The sequence below is a fragment of the Clostridium sp. YIM B02506 genome, assembly GCF_022324845.1.
GTDB classification, from domain to species: Bacteria; Bacillota; Clostridia; order Clostridiales; family Clostridiaceae; genus Clostridium_T; species Clostridium_T intestinale.
The window spans coordinates 1-19,359 of the sequence record NZ_JAKGTG010000016.1 but is presented as its reverse complement, the minus strand read 5'-3'; the positions used below and the strand labels follow the sequence as shown (position 1 = coordinate 19,359).

Genomic DNA, 19,359 nt, shown 5'->3' with positions numbered 1-19,359 from the left:
ATATCATCTCCTTAGAGTTAATTTAGAAATAAAGTTTTTAGTTAATATTCGTGTGGCTTTAAAAAATCCTCTATCCATAAATCCTGTTTCATCTAGTAAGTTATCTAGTTTAGAAATATCATCAATATTTAAGAAGAAAGAATCCCTGTTTATAGAACGTATTTCTTTAGTTATAGTAGATAAATTTTTTTCGGGAATTTTGTTAGAATTATTAAATATTATAAGATTGCTATGATATAGGTTAGGCATAATTAAAGTAGGCATGTTATTTAAAAACATATCATAAGTCAAACAATCTGTAATAAAAAATGTAGAAGTGACTTTAGCTATCTTTTTTATGCTTTTTGAATATAAAACATCTAATAAGTCTGAAAGATTTTTAGTTCCGTTATATTCTATAATAACTCTATGAGGTTTATATTTTTTTAGAATATTTTCTATCTGAAAAGAATCTAGAGGAGATCCACCAAGAATCACCTCTAGATTTATATTATTATCATTTGTAATTACATCAAGAATTCTCTGATTACCTTGTTCATATTGAATTATAAGTAAGTTCTCTATATTTAAATAGGTATTTTTTATAAGTGAATTAATAAATGTGGTTTTCCCAGCACCTATAAATCCTGTAACTATCTCTATATCCGCTTTAGTATTCATATATACTTCACCCTCTAAATCTTAAATATTAATGAAATAATTTTTCAATAATATCTTTATTTAAGTTTTCGCCTATAACACAAATTCTGCCACTATAATCTGGTATAGATTTTCGTATTTCAAATTCATTTGGAACATAGTCAAATTCTACCCATTCTCCATTAGTACATTCAACAATTCCCTTTGCACGTAGTACAAGACCATACATTGAATTATTTAGCTTTTCTAAAGTATTTTTCAATTGATTTTTTGTAAGTATTTTAGGAGTTTCAATCCCTATAGTTTTAAAAGTCGTCTTAGTTGTACTTATAGTAGAAGTTTTTACTGATACCTTGCTAGAGGATTTATTTAGCAAATTGATTTTATTGAAAATAGTATTTTCTGAAGTACCCTCAGCAGTTTCTAATATGTTTTTAGCCTTAATGCTAGTCCAAGGAGTAGTTATTATACTTGCTGAATTGTTTAATGTTTTTATCTTACTTACAATGTCAACAACAGTTTCATTAGAAACATTTTGAGTTCTGCTTAATATAATAGTTTTTGCTTTTCTTATTTGATCTTTATAAAACTCATCAAAATTAGTAACATACATATCGTATTTAGTTATATCTATGACCGTCATTATTATATTGAGTGAAAGTTTTTGTTTAAAATCTGACTCTTTAAAAACAGAAAGAACTTCAGATAATTTAGCTACCCCAGAAGGTTCAATAATTATTCTTTCAGGGTGATATTTATCTATTACTTCATTAATACCTGCTTTAAAATCTCCATAAACGCTGCAACAAATACAACCAGCGTTTATCTCTTTAACATCTATAGAGGAATTTCTTAAAAATCCTCCATCTATGCCTATCTCTCCAAATTCATTTTCAATTATAGCTATTTTTTCGTTTTTTAAATTTTCTTCTATCAATTTTTTAATTAATAGAGTTTTACCAGCACCTAAAAATCCTGAGAATACATCAACTTTAATTTTCATAAAACCATCCTTATTATTAATGTTATTATATATATTTTAAAGTATATAAGAGTTCAAATCAATGCAAATGAATTGCATTTACCAAAATTTAAGAGAATGTTAATTTCATTTACACAATACAAAAGCCATTGACTATATAAGTAAATTCTAATATACTTATAATACTTTATGGCAAAATTTAAAAATTATTAATAGTATTTTTGTATCAAGAATAATTTATAATTATGGAACAAATAATTTTAAATAGTATTATGCGTAGAAGGTGTTAGGATGGAAGGTATTGATAATAAATTACTGGATTTTTTAGTTAAAGAAAACTTAAGTGAAGACTTGTTTAAAGGTAATTTTGGAATAGAGAAAGAGAATGTTAGAGTATATAAAGATGGACACTTAGCTTTAACCGCTCATCCAATGGAGTTTGGAGATAAATTAGAAAATGCTTTTATTAAAACAGACTTTTCTGAAAGTCAGGTAGAGGTAGTAACACCGGCCTGTAAAAGCTTAGAGGAGATGTATGACTTTTTGGAGAATCTCCAGAATATAGTTTCTAGTACATTAAAAGATGAATATCTATGGCCTCAGAGTAATCCTCCTATATTACCAAGTGATGGTGAAATTCCAATAGCTTGTTATGGAGAGACTGGTAAGGTTGAGAGAGAATATAGAGAGAAATTAGCAGAGAAGTACGGTAGAAAGAAACAACTGTTATCAGGCATACATTTTAACTTCTCCTTTGATGAAGATTTTTTAAGATATGTATATAGAGAGTTTAGCAATAATAAAGATTTTAAGGATTTTAAAAGCACTATATATTTAAGAACAGTAAAAAATTTTTTGAGATATAGATGGTTTTTAATATATCTTACTGGGGCAAGTCCCGTATTTCATAAAAGCTACATGGATAGCTGTGTAGAAATTAGTGAAAGTTTAGAAAATGAAACTAGCTATTCTGAAAATCTAGTATCTCTTAGAAATGGAATATGTGGATACAAAAATAAAGAAGATTTTCCTATTAATTATGATAGTTTAAGTGATTATATAGAAAGTATAAACAAATTAATTAGCTGTAATAAGATTGAAAATGCAAGTGAATTATATAGTCCTATTAGGGTTAAATCCATAGGCGGTAAGAATTCTCTAGAAATATTAAAAAGTGATGGTATAAAGTATGTAGAGGTCAGAATATTAGATTTGAATCCATTAAGTAAAAATGGAATATTTCTTGAGGATTTATATTTAATAAATGTTTTCTTAATTTATATGTTATTAAAAGAAGATGGACAGTTTAATGAAAAAGAGCAGGAGATTTCTAATATAAATCATAATATAGTAGCTACATTGGGAAGGAAATCAGATTTAACAATATTAAATAGTAAGTCTGAAAAAGTGCTTTTAAAGGATGAAGCTTTAAAAATTATATATGATATGGAGCTTTTAGTTAGAAAATTAGGGATTAAAGAAGAGTTTTTATTGAATATATTATCGAATGCTAAGGAAAAAATATTAGATTCAAAGCAAACCTACTCTTATAAGGTTCTTCAAGGAATAAAAGAGAAATCATATGTAGACTTTCATATAGATAAAGCTAAAGAATATTTAGATGAAACTAATAAAAAGAGCTTTAATTTAATAGGATATGAAGACTTAGAACTATCAACACAGATATTAATAAAAGATTCTATAAAAAGAGGTATAGAATTTAAAGTTTTAGATAGAAAAGAGAATTTTATAAGTCTTAGCTTTAATGGAAAAACAGAGTACGTAAAGCAAGCTACTAAAACTTCCAAAGATTCTTATAGTACTGTTCTTGTTATGGAAAATAAAGTGGTTACTAAGGAAGTATTGAAAGAAAATGAAGTTAGAATACCTAGTGGAGAAAATTATAATAGCGTAGAAGAAGCTATGAAGTTCTACGATAAGTTCGAGAATAAGAAAATAGTTATAAAACCTAAATCTACTAACTTTGGTATAGGTATATCTATATTTAAGGATGGATTTAATAAAGATGACTTTAGAAGAGCGCTAGAAATAGCATTTGATAATGATAATACGGTTTTAGTAGAAGAGTTTATAGAAGGTAAAGAATATAGATTTTTAGTTATAGATGATGAAGTAGTAGGAATACTTCACAGAGTACCAGCCAATGTATGTGGTAATGGAGTAAATAATATATCGGAGCTAGTTAAGGAAAAGAATAAGGATAGTTTAAGAGGAAAGGGATATAAAACACCTCTTGAAAAAATATCTCTAGGTGAAATAGAAGAGATGTTCTTAAAAGCTCAAGGTAAGGACTTTACTTATGTGCCAAACAAAGATGAGATTGTATATTTAAGAGAAAACTCTAATGTTAGTACTGGTGGGGACAGTATTGATTATACAGATAAGATAGATGAAAGCTATAAGGAAATGGCTATAAAAGCAGCTAAAGCAGTGGGTGCATCTATATGTGGAGTAGATATGATGATTACTAACATTAATGAGAAAATATCTAAAGATAACTATGGAATTATAGAGTTAAACTTTAACCCAGCTATACACATTCATTGTTATCCTTACAAGGGAAAGAATAGAAACGTAGGGGAAAAAGTTCTTAATTTACTATTCAGGGGCTAGATTTAAGAGGTGTGTTATATGGAAGAATTTCAAGTTAATATATTTAAAGCATTAGCCCATCCAATAAGAATAAAAATACTAAAGAAGCTGTATGAAGGTGAAGGGTGTGTTTGTGAGATTAATGAAGACATTGAATTTAGCCAGGCAAACCTATCGCAGCATCTTAAGATATTAAAGGATGCAAAAATAGTAGAGGCTGAAAAAAGAGGAATGTTTATCTATTATAAGATTAGAAGTCCTAAAGTTATGGATCTAATTAAAGTTACTGAAGAGATTTATGAAAAAGAAAGCAGGTAATCAGTAAGGCTGCATAGAAAAAAATATCTATGCAGTCTTTTCTTATATCAGCATATATACTTATTAACTAATAGCAGATAGAATATAAATAGAAAAAGTTATTAGTATCCATATAGTTAAGTTGATTCCAATTAAGATAAATGATAGTATAGTAATAATAAAATGTGACTATGAGACTTAATTATATTGAGGAGGTTAAGGGATTTGAGATTTTTAGATAAATTACAGAGAAAATATGGTCGATATGCAATACATGGATTAATGAAATATATAGTAATTATAACTGCAGGGGTTCTATTTATTGAGTATATGATTCCAGCTGCTAATATAGCATATAGATTGGCATTAAGCCGCTCATCAATATTAAATGGCGAGGTGTGGCGATTAATAACTTTCATATTCATACCAGAAGGAAATTCTTTTTGGACTTTGATAACTCTATATTTCTATTATATGATAGGGAACTCTTTAGAGTATGAATGGGGTGCATTTAAATTCAACATATATTATTTAGTTGGAATATTAGGAACTATAATAGCTACGTTTATAACTGGTGGAATAGGTGTTCCAACATATTTGAATATGTCATTGTTTTTTGCATTTGCATATATTTATCCTAACTTTGAAATATTAGTATTCTTTGTACTTCCAGTTAAGATGAAATATTTAGGATGGCTTAGTGGAGGTTTCTTACTCTTTTCTTTTGCAACAGGAAGCTTAACAACAAAGATTGTGATTATAGTAGCCTTATTAAACTTCATTTTATTTTTTGGAAGAGATATATACCAATCTTTAGTTAATAGAAATAAAAAGGTTCATAGAAAATATAAAAATAACGTAATTGAAATGAAAAGAACAATGCATAGATGTACTATATGCGGAGTAACAGAAAGAACAAATCCTGATATGGAGTTTAGATATTGTAGCAAATGTGATGGTGAGCATGAGTATTGTATGGATCACTTAAATGATCATGAACACATCAAACACTAGTAGTTAATATAAGGTGTAGCAAAAATATTTTGCTACACCTTTTTAAATTTTACTAGCTAGAATTTATATTTTAAAGAATAAAAGAATAAAAGAACAAAAGAACAAAAGAACAAAAGAATATAAGAATATAAGAATATATAGTGTTTATGCGAGCTTGAATATTGACTTGAGAACAAGAGAGTGTCTCTCTAGTAATAAAATGAATATACTGTTTATATATTAATTTTAAGGAATTTTATAAATGGATATCGACTTTAGATACAGAACCAAACCTATTAAATATGTAGAGGGCTATATAATGAAGGGTGTAAATTATAGATGTAACTATACTAAGTTTGAAACCTTGTATAAGGCACCTGCAATAGGGACGGAGTCTGTTGAGGTATATAATTTTGAACCTAAAAAAGAAGTAAGGGCATCTGTCATACTTCTTCATGGCCTAGGTAGTAGAAATATAAGATTTTTCTTATGGATGGGAAGTCATCTAGCATCAGCTGGAGTGCATTGTGCTATACCAGTTCTTCCAGGGAATTATACAAGGGTAGAGAGTGGATCAGTTAGTGGCAGAAGTTTTTTATATCCTGATATTAAAAGAATGTATAAGTTTTGGGAACATGCGGTAGTAGATGTTAGATCAACTATAGATTTATTAGAACAAAAAGGAATCTGGAAACCTAATAATTTAATAATGGGATATTGTTTAGGGGGAATGCTATCATCCATAACAATGTCTATTGATAAAAGAATAAATAAAGGTATATTTATGACCACAGGGGGTCATCTCCCTAAGATATTACATAGGTCGCCTACGGCGGCTTTTGTGAGAAGGCTGTTCAAAGCTGGTCTTAGGGAAGAATATTTTCTTCATGATAAGAAAAAGCTTTATGAAACTTACAGGCAGCAACTTGGAAAAGTTAAGAAAATGACTTTAGCTGAGCTATGTAAATCTAGTGAAATACATCCTTTATTCAAAATAGATCCTCTTTCCTATGCTCATTTTATAGATAAATCAAAGGTCACTTTTATTGATGCGTTATTAGATGAAACAATTCCGTTAGGAAGTAGAACCTCTTTGTTTAGAGAGATGAGAGGTGGAGTAAGATATATATTACCAATGACCCATGGAAGTTGGCTACCTTTTGAAAGATTTTTAGCACAATATATATTATTTAAAGTAAATATAAATGACAAATCAAGTTTAAAACAGGTGTGTAAAAAACTCAATATAGATAGAGATTTGTTTTAATTATTGGATTTAAACTAAGTTAGGAAGAAATATTAAGATTCTTAACTTAGTTTTTTTTTGTTAATTAAAATTTTATTAAATAAAACATTAACTTTCTCGAAAATTAAAGTATAATTAATTTAGAAGAATAATCCAGAGAAGTAAGGTGGGATGTAAAGGTGAATAAGAAAAAAATAACTCAGCTATTAATAGTAGCAGCTACCGTTTCTGCAAGTTCACATATTTTAGGTGAAGAAGCTAATGCAGTACAGCAAACAAATGATGTTTCGATACAATCTGTGGCTCAGCTTAAAGGACAAGTTGTAAACGTAAGTAGTAATCTAAGAATAAGAAAGGCTGCTGATATTAACTCTGAAGTTATTGGTTATCTAGTAAATGGACAAGAGTTTGATATTAAAGGAAAATCAGGTGACTGGTATAATATAGATGCAAAAGGTGTAGTTGGATATGTATATAAGGATTATGTTAAAGAATCTGGTGCTACCCCAGTAACTAATCCACCAAGTGGAAATGAAAATACATCATCAAAAGGACAAGTTATTAACGTCAGTAGTGCTTTAAATATAAGAGGCGGAGCTAGTACTTCAGCGCAAATAATAGGAACCTTGAAAAATGGACAAGAGATTAATCTCAAAGGTAAATCGGGAGATTGGTATAGTATAGATATAAATGGAACAATAGGTTATGTGTACAAGGACTATGTAAAAGAAGTCTCAGGATCAAACACGCCCGAGATTCCAACTAATCCAACAAGTCCAACAAGTCCAGTTAAAAGCAAGGGACAAGTTATTAATGTGAGTTCAAGTTTAAGAATAAGAAAAGAAGCAAACACATCTTCCGCTATAGTGGGGTATTTAATTAATGGACAATCAATTAGTATAAAAGGCCAGAGCGGAGATTGGTATAGTATAGATGCAAATGGTGTTTCTGGATATGCACATAAGGATTATATAAAACTTGTAGATGATTCTACACCTACTACACCTACGAACCCGCCTGAAACTGTAGAGGAGATAGGGATAGTTGTTAATGTAAGTACTAATTTGAGGCTTAGAGATAAACCTACTTCAGATTATACTAGTGCAGTTGTAGGTTATTTATTACCTGGGGACTCCTTTAAGATATTAGGAACTTCTGGAGATTGGGTTAACATAAATTATAATGGTAAAGTTGGATATGTGCTCAAGGACTATGTTAAAAAAGTAGAGGCGTCAAATGAAGAGGATATATCTAAAACATATACTGCTATTTTAAATATATTAAAAGCTCAAATAGGAGCACCTTATGTATATGGAGGTGCAGGAGAACTTTTAACAACATCGTTTTTAAATGAGATAAAAGTAAGATTTCCAGCTGCAGCTCAAAGTGGAGAATATAATTTAGCTCAGCAGTACGTAGATAAAGGCTATAGGTCTTTTGACTGTTCAGGATTTTTATATTGGGGATTTAAACAAGCAGGAATAAATATAGGTAGAACTACTTATGATCAGATAAATAATGGGGTAGAGGTTTCAAAAGAAAATGTAAAATTAGGAGACTTTCTATTCTATTCAGATATAGGACATGTAGGTATGTATATAGGAAACAATCAATGGATTGAATCTTCTAATTCCAAAAGCTACGTTAAAATTGCAGATGTACCTTGGAGTAAAATAGGAAGAATAAGAAGAATTTTAAATTAAAAATAGGTGTAGTTTACTAAATTTAAGTAAACTACACCTTATTATTCATACTAAAAGCAGGGAAATCCCTGATTTACATCTTTTTAATCATTTTTTCTAAAATAGTAGTAGAGTTTTTAACTCCAATTGGAACAAATTTTTCAAAATCCATATGAGCTCCGTTGTTAGCATTATCAGAAATGGAACGTATAACTACGAATGGTATACTATTTAAATAACAAGTATGAGCTATACTTCCACCTTCCATTTCACAAGCAAAAGCTTCAAATTCAGAAGATAACCATTGAATCTTTTCTATATTTGCAACAAACTGATCTCCAGTAACTATTCTTCCTAAAAATGTTTTAATATCTTTGGCTTCATCGCAAGCTTCTAATGCAAATTTAACCAACTCATCATCACATTTAAAATCAAAAGTGTCAAGTCTAGGAATTTGACCGTGTTTATCTCCAAAAGCTGTAGTATCCATATCATGCTCTACTAGATTGTTAGCTATTACTACATCTCCTGGGTAAATATCTTTACCTATTCCTCCAGCAACCCCAACATTTATTACTGTATCTACTTTATATTCACTAGCTAATATTTGAGTACAAATAGCTGCATTAACCTTACCAACGCCACATACTACTGCGATAACCTCTTTTCCCCATAAACTTCCTTTATTGAAAGTCATTTTAGCTTTTTCCTCTGTTGATTGAACGTGCATATCCTTTAGAAGAATTTCTAGTTCCTCATTCATTGCGGCAATTATTCCTATAATCATTTAAATTCCTCCCAGAAAATATTACTCTTATACATTATAACCTTAGGAATTATTTTACTCAATAAAAGTACGTATTGTTTTATTATAAAATATAAACTAAAATGATATAGTGATTCAATTAATTATGTAATTGTAACTTTCATATATAAAGGAGAAATGCCATATGTTGCAACATTCATTATCTAGAACAGAGCTTTTAATAGGCTCAGAGGGACTAGAAAAATTAAAAAATTCTAAAGTAATTGTATTTGGAATAGGTGGAGTTGGAAGTTATACTGTAGAATCATTAGCTAGAGCAGGAGTAGGTACCCTTGTTTTAATTGATGATGATACTATTTGTCTTACTAATTTAAACAGACAAGTGCATGCAACTTATAGTACTATAAGCAAGTCAAAAGTTGAAGTTATGAAAGAAAGAGTTCTTTCTATAAACAGAAAATGTAATGTTATAACTTATGAAACATTTGTTACTGAAGAGAATATTCCAGAATTTATTTCAGAAGATACTGACTATGTAGTTGATGCTATAGATACTGTATCTGCAAAAATTGCACTTGCAGTGTATTGCCAAGATAAAAATATAAAAATAATGAGTTCTATGGGAACTGGTAATAAACTTGATCCATCTCAGTTTAAAGTAACAGATATATATAAGACAAGAGTATGCCCTTTAGCTAAAGTTATGAGATATGAGCTTAGAAAAAGAGGAGTTAAGTCATTAAAAGTTGTATATTCTGAGGAAATTCCAATAAAGCCAAAATCAGAAGATGTAGTAACCTGTAAAACAGGGTGTGTATGTACAGGTGGTACTAAAAAATGTACCATAAGACGTCAAATACCAGGAAGTATTAGCTTCGTTCCACCAGTTGCAGGAATGATTATAGCTTCACAAGTGGTTAAAGATATTTTAAATATATAAAAAGTATCCACAGAAAACAGTTGATAAGTAGTGAAAAATTGTGGATAAGCATGTTTATAAAAATATATACTGTGGATAACTATAATAAAAGAGTCCTAGCTAGGACTCTTTTATTATACAAAATATATATCTATGATTGTGGATTCATTAGGAAATAAAGGCCTCAAAAGTTTTTCAATAGAGCTTTTTGCGTTAGTTTCAGCACTGGAGTAAAGCTCATCTTCCACCATTTTATCTTTCATTAGTTTTTTTACCTCTTTAGAAATAGAAATAGTCTGTTCTGGGGATAACTTTATGTCTCCAAATCTTAATAGACCATTAGTAGTTGTTTCATAAACAGTTTTTTCTTCATATATGGTTACATCTTCAACGATAGGTTTTGGTAATGTTATAGAAATTGAATTTTGAGATTTATCAATTTTTATGTTCCCTTTATCTATATTTGAAAAATCTAATGAATAACTACCTTTCCCGTAAAAAGTTATTCCTTTGACTTTTTTAAACACTTCCCACTCTCCCCAGCTATCATTTAGCAAAATTCTTTCTTTTAGGTCTGCTTCTAGGGTGATTAATTTTTGAGTTTCGTGTATTTTGTCAATAATGCTTTCTTGAGAGATAAATTTAGTATTTTCTGTTGAATCAGGTGAAACCCATTGTTCGACTTTATCTGTAGGTTTGTTGAATAATTTGTAACAAGTATAAAAACCTATAGAAACAAAAAATACTGCTAAAATAGAGAGAAAAACAACCTTTCTTTTAAATTTCCTCATAAAACCCCCCAATCATATTAAATTCTTATTCTGCCATCCATCCTTCATTTAAAAACTCATATAAAGCAGGATATACATTTAAAGAACTCATCAAATTTAAATACTCACTCATTAAATCGTAATTTTCATCTGAGGTTTTTAAAGCTCTTATCATTAAGTTCTTAGGAGTTTCTAAAGGTGATATATACTCAACTACAGAAACATCATACCCTTTAGCTTCTAACATCATACTTCTCATTCCATCAGTTAAAACATCTGCAAGCCTTGCTTTTAAGATGCCGTGTTTAGTAATTCCTTCAAAAGGTTCGTAATTATATTGAGAAAGCATTTGTCTATGGCAGCAAGGGACAGCTATAATACAATCACTCTCAAGTTTAATTCCTAGAGCAAGTGCCATATCTGTAGCTGTATCGCAAGCATGTAAAGACATAACGACATTTATCTTTTCCTTAGGTTTATACATTTTTATATCTATAGCATGGAACTCCATATTTCTATAACCAAGATTTTTAGCCATTTCTTTGGAAGAATTAATAACTCCCTCAGATATATCAAGCCCTATAAACTTACACTTTCTTCTCTTAATTTCAGTTAAATAATAGTTCAAAACAAAGGTTAAATAAGACTTTCCACATCCACAATCTAATATTGTAATAACTTTATTTTTAGGAAGTGAATCTAAAACTCCCTCTAAAAGTTCTACATAATGGTCTATTTGATTATATTTACGTATCTTATTATTTTTAATTTTCCCGTCTTTACTCATTATGCCGATTTCTTTTAACAATGCATCCGCTTTTCCGACCTTTATGTAGTAGTCTCTGTTTAAAAGAGTAGAAGTTTCTTGCGAATGGTTAGCTGGAGAAGTTTCTTTTGTTTCATTAGAAGAAATTATTGTAGAATCTTCTGGCACTTCTTTGTTCTGCATTTTTACATTTTTGTTGTCCCCAGTGATTAAAATGTCGGTTCCACGCTCTCTATATAGAATAGAAACCTCGTCATAATTTTCAGCTTCTTTAGTTACTCTGTTCCAAAGTTCAGATAGAGTGTAGTTTTCTGTCTTCCCATTAAAATTATATGAGATATTTTCCTCATTATAACTACCTACTCCCTTAAATTCTTTTAAACCAGATTTATAAACAACATGTATATCTTTAAATATAGAACTGTTTTCGCTAAATCTATTCTCTAGTCCTATTAAGAATAATTTTATTTTACCGATGTTCTGTTTATTCATAAAATCACTACCTTCCATAATAATTAATATAAAACAATATTAAGATTATAATGCTTTAAGTGTAAATAGTAAATTATTAAGTGAAGAGGAGTTCTATTTGTGATATAATTATGAAATGTTAAGTATGCACAAATATACGCTAATCTAGGAGATGGACTTATGGCAAGTAAGTTTGGAGTGAGCATTGAGCCTATAGGTAAAAGTGACTTTGAGTACTCTATTAAAGATTATTTAAAACTAAATATAGGTAAAATAAACGTAATAAACTTAGATCGTGAGAACAAGAGCTGTTCTTTAAGACTTAAGTTTTTTAAGAGTGAAAAAAAAGAACTTTTAAGAGATTCACTTATAAACATAGCTAGTTATTTTTTTGAAAAAGAAAAATTCTATAAGATTAACTTATATGTAAGTGAAGACATGCCTATAAACAGTTTGTTATTAGTAGGTTTTGAGTTAGAGGGAGTATTGAGTGATAGCCTAATAGTGTCTGGTGCTCATAAAAGTGAACTTATTTTTGGCCTTAATATGTATGATTACAGAATTAAAAATAGGAAACCTTCTGTTATAGAGCTAAAAGGGAGCAATATTGAAGTTAAAAATCTTACTCCTGATAATGCTCAAGAAATGTTAGATTATTATATAAGGAACTTTAACCATTTAAAAGAATTTGAGCCTCAAAAAGATAGAAGTTTTTATACCTATGAAGTACAATATTCTATTTTAATGGAAAGTTATAAGCAGCTTATTGATGGAACCGGAATAGACTTAGGAATATTTAAAGATAACAAGATTATAGGAAAAATAAGAATATCAAACATAGTTTATGGAGTTTTTAGAAATGCATTTATAGGATATTCTATTGATGAAAATGAACAGGGAAAGGGATATATGAAGGAAGCTGTTAAGCTTGTACTTAAATATGCTTTTAGTGAATTAGAACTCCATAGGATAGAAGCTACTGCTATGATTGAAAATACTAAGTCTCAAAGAGTTCTTAGAAGCTGTGGTTTTAAGGAACTTGGAATAAGTGAAAAATATTTATTTATAAATGGTGAATGGAAAGATCACGTAGTTTTTTATAACGTTAATAGTGAATATTCCTGCTAACTAAGGAGGAAAATAAGAGTGCAGTTCAATGTGTATGGTGATATATTAAAAAAAGTAGATAGAAAAGGAATTTGGGATATGATTGTTATAGATGGTGTAGTAGGATCAGGAAAAAGCACTCTGATGAATATTTTAGAAGAGCTAGGGTATACAGCATTTAAAGAACCTGTTGTAAATAATCCAATACTAGAGAAGTTTTATTATGATAGAAAGAAGTATGCTTTTGCACTTCAAGTATTCTTTTTAAATAATAGATTCAAGTATATAAAGGAAGCAGCAGAATTAGAGAATTCTGTGATGGACAGAAGTATATATGGAGATGCTATTTTTGCAAAGTTATTAGAGATAACTGGAGATATGACATCAGAAGAATTTGATGTTTATAGAGAACTTTTAGAAAATATATTAGAACACGTTAAAGCACCGAAGCTTATGGTTTATTTAGAAATATCAGTAGACCAAGCTATTAATAGGATTAGAAAAAGAGGACGAGACTACGAACAGGTGGTTGAAAGAGCTTATTGGGAAACCCTTAATAAGGAGTATACTGAATATTTTAATGCTTATGATATATCACCAGTATTAAAAATAAACGTAGATTCTTTGGATTTTGAAAATAATCTTGAAGATAGAAAATATGTCTTAAAATTAATAGATGAAAAATTAAAAGAACTTCAATAATAAAGAGGAAATTGCAAACTATTTTGTGATTTCCTTATTTTTTTACTCCTATCCTGTAGAGACTTCTTCTACAGTCTCGTAAAATCAATTTAATTCTATGATTATATGATATAAAAACATAAAAGCATAAAAGCATAAAAACACAGGACTGCAGGAAAATAGGAAAACAGCAAAATAGGAAAAGTGGAGCAGTGGAGAATAGGTGCATAGGAGTGCAGAAGATTTTGAAGAGAATAACAATAAAACAATATATTTTTATTGAATAACAATAAAAATATATTGTAATTTGCTTAGTGAGGATATATAATGCTCATATAGGGGGTGAACATGTGAAGAAGAAAATTCTTTTAATAACTCCAGAGAACAAGGAGATAAATAAATTTAGGAGAAAGCAGTTTAATAATTTTATTCAAATTACTATGCCTTATTTAGCTGCTTTTATAGATGAAAGTAAATATAAAATAACACTAATTGATGAATATAATCAAAAAATTCCTTATAAAGAGAGCTTTGATTTAGTTGCAATAACAGTAAATACCTCTAATGCCAGTCACTGTTACAATATATCAAAAGTTTTTAGAGAAAAAGGTTCTAAGATAGTTATGGGTGGACCTCATGCTACATTGCTTCCAGAGGAAGTTAAAAACAATTGTGATTATATAATGATAGGTGAAGGAGAACTTATATGGCCTGAATTTTTAGAGGACTTTTATAATGGGGAAGCTAAAAAAGAATATATTTGCAAAGAAGTTCCTAACCTAAACAATATTCCAATAGCTAGAAGAGATTTAATTTATGGTAGGCATTTCACAAAGGGAGCAGTTATATCTTCTAGGGGATGTCCTTATAAATGTAGTTATTGTAATTTAAAGCAAATATATTGTGAGCCATATAGAACTAGACCTGTTGAAGAGGTCATAGAGGAAATAAAAAAAATAAAAAGTAGATATTTTGTGTTTTGGGATGATAATTTTTGGGGAGATACTGACTACTCAAAAATACTTTTAAAGGAATTAAAAAAACTAAATAAAAGATGGGCAGCTCAAGTGACTTTAGAAAGGTGTAAAGATGAAGAATTACTTAAATTAGCTAAGGAATCTGGATGTGTTTATCTTTTTGTAGGAATTGAATCTTTTTCTAAAGAGAGTTTAATGAGTGTTAATAAAGGAATAAATAATGTTGATAAATACAAAAGTATAATAGATAAGGTACATTCTAATGGTATCTGTATTCAAGCGGGAATAATTTTTGGTTTTGATACAGATAGAAAGGATGTGTTTAAAAGAACTCTAGATGCCTGCAATAAACTAGGAATAGATGGAGTAACAGTTAGCATATTAACACCTTTACCTAAAACTCCTATATACGAGCAGCTAAAGGAGGAGGGGAGATTGCTTAGTGAGGATTGGAGTTACTATAACGGAAAGACTAGAGTAGCTTTTATGCCTAAAAATATGCACCCCGAGGAATTATTCGATGGTTATATGTGGTTTAGAAAAGAATTTTACTCATTTAAATCTATATTTAAGAGATTAAAGAAGTCTAAAACAAATATTTTTTACAATTTAGCCATGAACTTAGGGTATAAAATAAGTCTTGGAGATACAAAAACTAGTTTAAATATACGAGGTGAATTTATATGAAATACTATGGAAAAAAATCATTATCTCAAGCATTAAAAATTATGTTAGATATTTTATTAGTAGGAGGTGCTTTATATTTTTTTCAAGCATTAAAACAAGCTTTTAAATTAAAAGGAGAAATAACTAATTTAGAAAGCTTTGGAGTATTTTTATTACTTATAATTGGTTGTTTTTGTGTGTTTATTATAGTTTTTAATATAAGATCTATAATGGATAGTTTAGTTAAAGAAAATCCATTTACAAGAGAAAATGTTAAAGCGTTAAAAAGAATGTCAATATGTTGCATTACAGTAGCTACATGCTATATTATAAATCTCATAATAAATTTTTCTAGCGGACAATATAAACTTATTTATATAGATAACACAGGAATCCATACTGATATGGAGTTTTTAATATTTATTTTTGCTGGATTATTTATATATGTTTTATCAAAAGTCTTTGAAAATGCAATAGAATTTAAAGAGGAAAATGATTATACAGTGTAAGAGAAAGGGGCGTAAATATGCCTATAATAGTAAATTTAGATGTTATGATGGCTAAAAGAAAGATGTCTTTAAATGAATTAGCAGAGAGAGTAGGAATTACGAATGCTAATCTATCTATATTAAAAAATAATAAGGCTAAGGCTATAAGATTTTCAACCTTAGAGGCTATATGCAAGGAGCTGAAGTGTCAGCCGGGTGATATTTTAGAGTTTGTAGAGGAGGAATAATGTGTGGGTTAATGTAATTCCATCAAAGGGAAATGATATCTTATGTAAAAAGTTAGATAATGCTTTTGGATTTATAAAGTTTGAATGTGAAAATGAGAATGGTATAGAAAAAATCATTAAACTTATTGTAAAAGAAGACTATGATGTAAGATTTAAGTTTAAATCTAATAAGCTTAATAATGAGGAATTGTTTTATTTTATAGAAATAGAGAATGAAGAGGGATTTTTTAATATACTTACGGAGGATAAATTTTTAATGCTTTCCTATGGAGAAAGTTCTAATCTTATGAGGGCAGTAGAGGCTATGATAGATTTAGATATAGGATATGCTTCTTATAATATATTAGAAACCTTTGTGAACCTGCCTCAAAACTCTCAGTGGTTTAAATATATAGTTAGCAGGAAAAAACGAAATAAAAGAATGGTAGAAAAAGCTTCAAGTAGTAATTCTATGATAGTCATGTACTCCTTAGTATTAACAATATTATTTGATTTTCTCGTAGGACAAGTAGCCTCTGATTTAAGACCATTAGGGATAAATATTGCTATCTTCAATATATTATTTCTGACTTGTTTTTTTATAAATAATAAAAATAAAATAAAGAAAAGTATCCTAGGTTTGGGTTTTCTTATCTTAAGTCTTGTTACTTCATTTTACTTTGGGATATATAATGTAGCTTTTATAAAATGGATAAACGTACTACTTCTACCTATCATAAATATTCTCTTAGCAAATGCTCTAGTTAATGATTTCAGTATATCTTTTAGGTCTTTAGGAGCATTTTTATCTGAAACGATACTTACTCCATTTATATTCATTAAAATCAGTTTTGGAAAACTTAAAAATACTATAAAAGTCAATAAAAAGGAAGGAACACATAGGGAGAGTATTAATGCAGTAATAGTGGGATTTTTAATCTTTATACCTCTAGCAATTATATTGATAAGCCTGCTTTCTCAATCAGATGTATATTTCAGTCAGTTTATTTCTTCGATTTTTTCAAGTTTAAAACAATTGTTTAACTTTAAAAATATAGGGCTAGAACAATGGATATTACGAATATTATTAATGATTTGGATGTTTTTATATAGTGTGGCGGTTTTCCTTGGCACTAGTGATTATAAAGCCTCGCCTAGAGTAAGTATCAAAAAAACTATATCGCCACTAATAATTATAAGTTTTCTTATATCATTATTAGGGTTATATACTATCTATACATTAATACAAATTCCTAATTTATATATAAATAAAAATTCAATAGGAGCTTTGTACTCACAATATGCAAGAGAGGGCTTTATGCAGTTAGTTATTGTAGTGATAATAAACTGTATAATTATAGCTATATGTAGCTTTCTTACAAGAGATGTTATCTCTAAATATAGAAACATCTTAAAAATACAATACACATATTTAATTTTATTAACTTCAAATATGATTATTTCATCTAACTATAAAATGAATATGTATATAGATAAATATGGCTTTACAAGATTAAGATTTTCTGTAAAAGTTGTTTTAGCCTTCTTAGGAATAGTATTTCTTCTATATATAATTAATATATGGAGAAAGATTGCATTTAAACATGCATTGATTGTAACATTGTTCGTGTTTTGTGCTTTTATAAATATAATAAACGTAGATGGGTATATAGCTAAACAAAATCTAGAACAATATAAGGTAACAAAAACAATAGACATAGGATATATCACAGAAGAGTTGTCCATAGATTCATTAGTAGAGATAAAGAAGGTAAAAGATGAGACTGCATATTCTGAATTAAAAGAGAGCTTTGAACAGGCTTTAAGAAAAAGATATAAAAATGAGGACTTTAGAGAGTTCAATATTAACAAATATAGATTGGAGAAGGTAAAGTAAGGAGAAGTCTATATGTCTAAGAAATTTGGAGTGGTAATATTACTAGGTTTATTAATAATATTATTAATTGATATACCCATACTTATAAAGGGATCTGTAGGTTTGGGACTATGTGTAATATTTATTGTCTGGATATCAATTGAATATAAATCTATAGGTAAATTCGAGTTTTTAAAAACAAGTTTATGGTTTTTTACTTTTATATTTTCATTTAGTTTGATAATGGGGATAGTAAAATATATAGATGAAAAAAATTTTTATAAAAGAACAATAGGAATAGATATACCTAAATATTCCTCAATACTAAAAGAAAATGATACTCATGGAGGATTCAATGGGGATGGGGAGTATTTCTCTATAATAGAAATTAGTGATTCGGATAAAGATGAGTTTATTAATGACATAAAACAGAACAGTCGCTGGGATTCCTTACCCATAAGTGCTGAGAATAAAAGAAAAATTTATTTTGGAGGTAAAGAGTATATATATGGAGAGTATCTAGGTAAAATTCCTAGAGATATCAAAAATGGATCTTATTATTTTAGAGATAGGGCTGCAGAAGAATATCCAGATGATAGTATGAATATGGCAGCTCATAATTTTGATTTTGGGGTTATGGATTATGATAAAAATATTCTTTATATCTATATTTTAGATACTTAAATAATATTTAATACTAGAGATTTGCTAGTTTAGTGATACAATCATATGAACACTATTCCTAGTGTATCAATAATAAGAAAACAAAGAAATTAAAAGGAATTATTAGATAAATAAGAATAATTTAATATAACTAGGAATATAGAGAAATATTATGTATTGTAGAGGTGGTAAGATAAAACACGTCGCAAGAACAACAAAACATTTCAGATGAAAAATTAATCAACAAAAATTGATTAAAAAGAAATGAAAAAACTTGTTGACAGAAAAAAGTGTATATGATAAGATAACACTTGTCGCTGAGAGAGATTAGCGAAAAAGAAAAAATGGTCTTTGAAAATTAAACAGAGGAAACTTAAGAAGTTTTGAATAAACTTATTTTATAGTCAACGTAATTCTTAGAGTAAGATTAAACTAAAATTTGTGCACATTAGTGTGACACTTAAATTGAGAGTTTGATCCTGGCTCAGGACGAACGCTGGCGGCGTGCTTAACACATGCAAGTCGAGCGA

Annotated in this window: 18 protein-coding genes and 1 rRNA gene; 14 read left to right on the top strand and 5 right to left on the bottom strand. The window is 28.7% G+C overall.

The genetic code is table 11. The features are described 5' to 3' along the window. Nucleotides 1–3: 3 nt before the first annotated feature. On the bottom strand, nt 4–660 hold the full coding sequence (locus L1S49_RS12995) for a GTP-binding protein (protein WP_238905148.1): 657 nt from the start codon (nt 658–660) through the stop codon (nt 4–6). 28 nt (nt 661–688) lie between these two features. Continuing rightward, entirely contained in the window at nt 689–1,642 is a 954-nt protein-coding gene (locus L1S49_RS12990) for a CobW family GTP-binding protein (RefSeq protein ID WP_238905146.1), read from the bottom strand. A gap of 270 nt (nt 1,643–1,912) precedes the next feature. On the opposite strand from L1S49_RS12990, the gene gshAB reads away from it, so the two are divergent. The 5 genes from gshAB (at nt 1,913) to L1S49_RS23415 (ending at nt 8,473) form a co-directional block, all read left to right on the top strand. Next, nucleotides 1,913–4,255 (top strand): bifunctional glutamate--cysteine ligase GshA/glutathione synthetase GshB, encoded by a 2,343-nt coding sequence (gene gshAB / locus L1S49_RS12985; protein ID WP_238905145.1) that lies wholly within the window; start codon nt 1,913–1,915, stop codon nt 4,253–4,255. Nucleotides 4,256–4,273: 18 nt separating this feature from the next. After that, nucleotides 4,274–4,552: a metalloregulator ArsR/SmtB family transcription factor gene (locus tag L1S49_RS12980; RefSeq protein WP_238905144.1), complete on the top strand. Its 279-nt coding sequence runs from the start codon at nt 4,274–4,276 to the stop codon at nt 4,550–4,552. Between the two features lie 204 nt (nt 4,553–4,756). After that, complete coding sequence (locus tag L1S49_RS12975) at nt 4,757–5,545, top strand: hypothetical protein (protein ID WP_181602061.1); 789 nt, start codon at nt 4,757–4,759, stop codon at nt 5,543–5,545. Between the two features lie 298 nt (nt 5,546–5,843). Then, a complete protein-coding gene (locus L1S49_RS12970) occupies nt 5,844–6,791 on the top strand; it encodes an alpha/beta hydrolase (RefSeq protein ID WP_238905140.1) in 948 nt (315 codons plus the stop codon). A 158-nt stretch (nt 6,792–6,949) separates the two neighbouring features. Continuing rightward, nucleotides 6,950–8,473 carry an SH3 domain-containing C40 family peptidase gene (locus L1S49_RS23415; RefSeq protein ID WP_238905138.1) on the top strand — a complete coding sequence of 508 codons (1,524 nt, stop codon included), beginning with the start codon at nt 6,950–6,952 and terminating at the stop codon, nt 8,471–8,473. A 73-nt stretch (nt 8,474–8,546) separates the two neighbouring features. Here the strand turns inward: L1S49_RS23415 and L1S49_RS12960 are convergent, their stop codons facing one another. Then, complete coding sequence (locus L1S49_RS12960) at nt 8,547–9,239, bottom strand: 5'-methylthioadenosine/adenosylhomocysteine nucleosidase (protein ID WP_238905136.1); 693 nt, start codon at nt 9,237–9,239, stop codon at nt 8,547–8,549. A gap of 163 nt (nt 9,240–9,402) precedes the next feature. Between L1S49_RS12960 and L1S49_RS12955 the strand changes: the two genes are divergently transcribed. Further along, entirely contained in the window at nt 9,403–10,158 is a 756-nt protein-coding gene (locus L1S49_RS12955) for a tRNA threonylcarbamoyladenosine dehydratase (RefSeq protein ID WP_073022757.1), read from the top strand. 113 nt (nt 10,159–10,271) lie between these two features. On the opposite strand, the gene L1S49_RS12950 is transcribed toward L1S49_RS12955, so the two are convergent. After that, nucleotides 10,272–10,928 carry a DUF4230 domain-containing protein gene (locus L1S49_RS12950; RefSeq protein WP_181602064.1) on the bottom strand — a complete coding sequence of 219 codons (657 nt, stop codon included), beginning with the start codon at nt 10,926–10,928 and terminating at the stop codon, nt 10,272–10,274. Between the two features lie 25 nt (nt 10,929–10,953). Next, complete coding sequence (locus L1S49_RS12945) at nt 10,954–12,165, bottom strand: SAM-dependent methyltransferase (RefSeq protein ID WP_073022755.1); 1,212 nt, start codon at nt 12,163–12,165, stop codon at nt 10,954–10,956. Between the two features lie 159 nt (nt 12,166–12,324). On the opposite strand from L1S49_RS12945, the gene L1S49_RS12940 reads away from it, so the two are divergent. From L1S49_RS12940 to L1S49_RS12905, 8 genes are all read left to right on the top strand, one after another. Further along, on the top strand, nt 12,325–13,272 hold the full coding sequence (locus L1S49_RS12940) for a GNAT family protein (protein ID WP_238905134.1): 948 nt from the start codon (nt 12,325–12,327) through the stop codon (nt 13,270–13,272). A 78-nt stretch (nt 13,273–13,350) separates the two neighbouring features. Next, on the top strand, nt 13,351–13,953 hold the full coding sequence (locus L1S49_RS12935) for a deoxynucleoside kinase (protein ID WP_181603648.1): 603 nt from the start codon (nt 13,351–13,353) through the stop codon (nt 13,951–13,953). Between the two features lie 329 nt (nt 13,954–14,282). Further along, nucleotides 14,283–15,596, top strand: a complete 1,314-nt coding sequence (locus L1S49_RS12930) for a radical SAM protein (RefSeq protein ID WP_238905132.1) — start codon at nt 14,283–14,285, stop codon at nt 15,594–15,596. After that, entirely contained in the window at nt 15,593–16,084 is a 492-nt protein-coding gene (locus L1S49_RS12925) for a DUF2975 domain-containing protein (RefSeq protein WP_238905128.1), read from the top strand. Before L1S49_RS12930 ends, L1S49_RS12925 begins: the two co-directional genes overlap by 4 nt. Nucleotides 16,085–16,101: 17 nt before the next feature. Further along, nucleotides 16,102–16,311, top strand: coding sequence for a helix-turn-helix transcriptional regulator (locus L1S49_RS12920; protein WP_021803858.1), 210 nt, complete (start codon nt 16,102–16,104; stop codon nt 16,309–16,311). 1 nt (nt 16,312) lies between these two features. After that, nucleotides 16,313–18,187 (top strand): DUF4173 domain-containing protein, encoded by a 1,875-nt coding sequence (locus L1S49_RS23410; RefSeq protein ID WP_238905126.1) that lies wholly within the window; start codon nt 16,313–16,315, stop codon nt 18,185–18,187. A 12-nt stretch (nt 18,188–18,199) separates the two neighbouring features. Then, complete coding sequence (locus L1S49_RS12910) at nt 18,200–18,850, top strand: hypothetical protein (RefSeq protein ID WP_238905124.1); 651 nt, start codon at nt 18,200–18,202, stop codon at nt 18,848–18,850. 440 nt (nt 18,851–19,290) lie between these two features. Next, nucleotides 19,291–19,359 (top strand): 16S ribosomal RNA (locus L1S49_RS12905); the annotation flags it as partial.

Coding starts and splice junctions, on each gene's coding strand:
- L1S49_RS12995 (WP_238905148.1), bottom strand. CDS start 660: ATGAATACTAAAGCGGATATAGAGATAGTTACAGGATTTATAGGTGCT.
- L1S49_RS12990 (WP_238905146.1), bottom strand. CDS start 1,642: ATGAAAATTAAAGTTGATGTATTCTCAGGATTTTTAGGTGCTGGTAAA.
- gshAB (WP_238905145.1), top strand. CDS start 1,913: ATGGAAGGTATTGATAATAAATTACTGGATTTTTTAGTTAAAGAAAAC.
- L1S49_RS12980 (WP_238905144.1), top strand. CDS start 4,274: ATGGAAGAATTTCAAGTTAATATATTTAAAGCATTAGCCCATCCAATA.
- L1S49_RS12970 (WP_238905140.1), top strand. CDS start 5,844: ATGAAGGGTGTAAATTATAGATGTAACTATACTAAGTTTGAAACCTTG.
- L1S49_RS12960 (WP_238905136.1), bottom strand. CDS start 9,239: ATGATTATAGGAATAATTGCCGCAATGAATGAGGAACTAGAAATTCTT.
- L1S49_RS12955 (WP_073022757.1), top strand. CDS start 9,403: ATGTTGCAACATTCATTATCTAGAACAGAGCTTTTAATAGGCTCAGAG.
- L1S49_RS12950 (WP_181602064.1), bottom strand. CDS start 10,928: ATGAGGAAATTTAAAAGAAAGGTTGTTTTTCTCTCTATTTTAGCAGTA.
- L1S49_RS12945 (WP_073022755.1), bottom strand. CDS start 12,165: ATGAATAAACAGAACATCGGTAAAATAAAATTATTCTTAATAGGACTA.
- L1S49_RS12940 (WP_238905134.1), top strand. CDS start 12,325: ATGGCAAGTAAGTTTGGAGTGAGCATTGAGCCTATAGGTAAAAGTGAC.
- L1S49_RS12935 (WP_181603648.1), top strand. CDS start 13,351: ATGATTGTTATAGATGGTGTAGTAGGATCAGGAAAAAGCACTCTGATG.
- L1S49_RS12925 (WP_238905128.1), top strand. CDS start 15,593: ATGAAATACTATGGAAAAAAATCATTATCTCAAGCATTAAAAATTATG.
- L1S49_RS12920 (WP_021803858.1), top strand. CDS start 16,102: ATGCCTATAATAGTAAATTTAGATGTTATGATGGCTAAAAGAAAGATG.
- L1S49_RS12910 (WP_238905124.1), top strand. CDS start 18,200: ATGTCTAAGAAATTTGGAGTGGTAATATTACTAGGTTTATTAATAATA.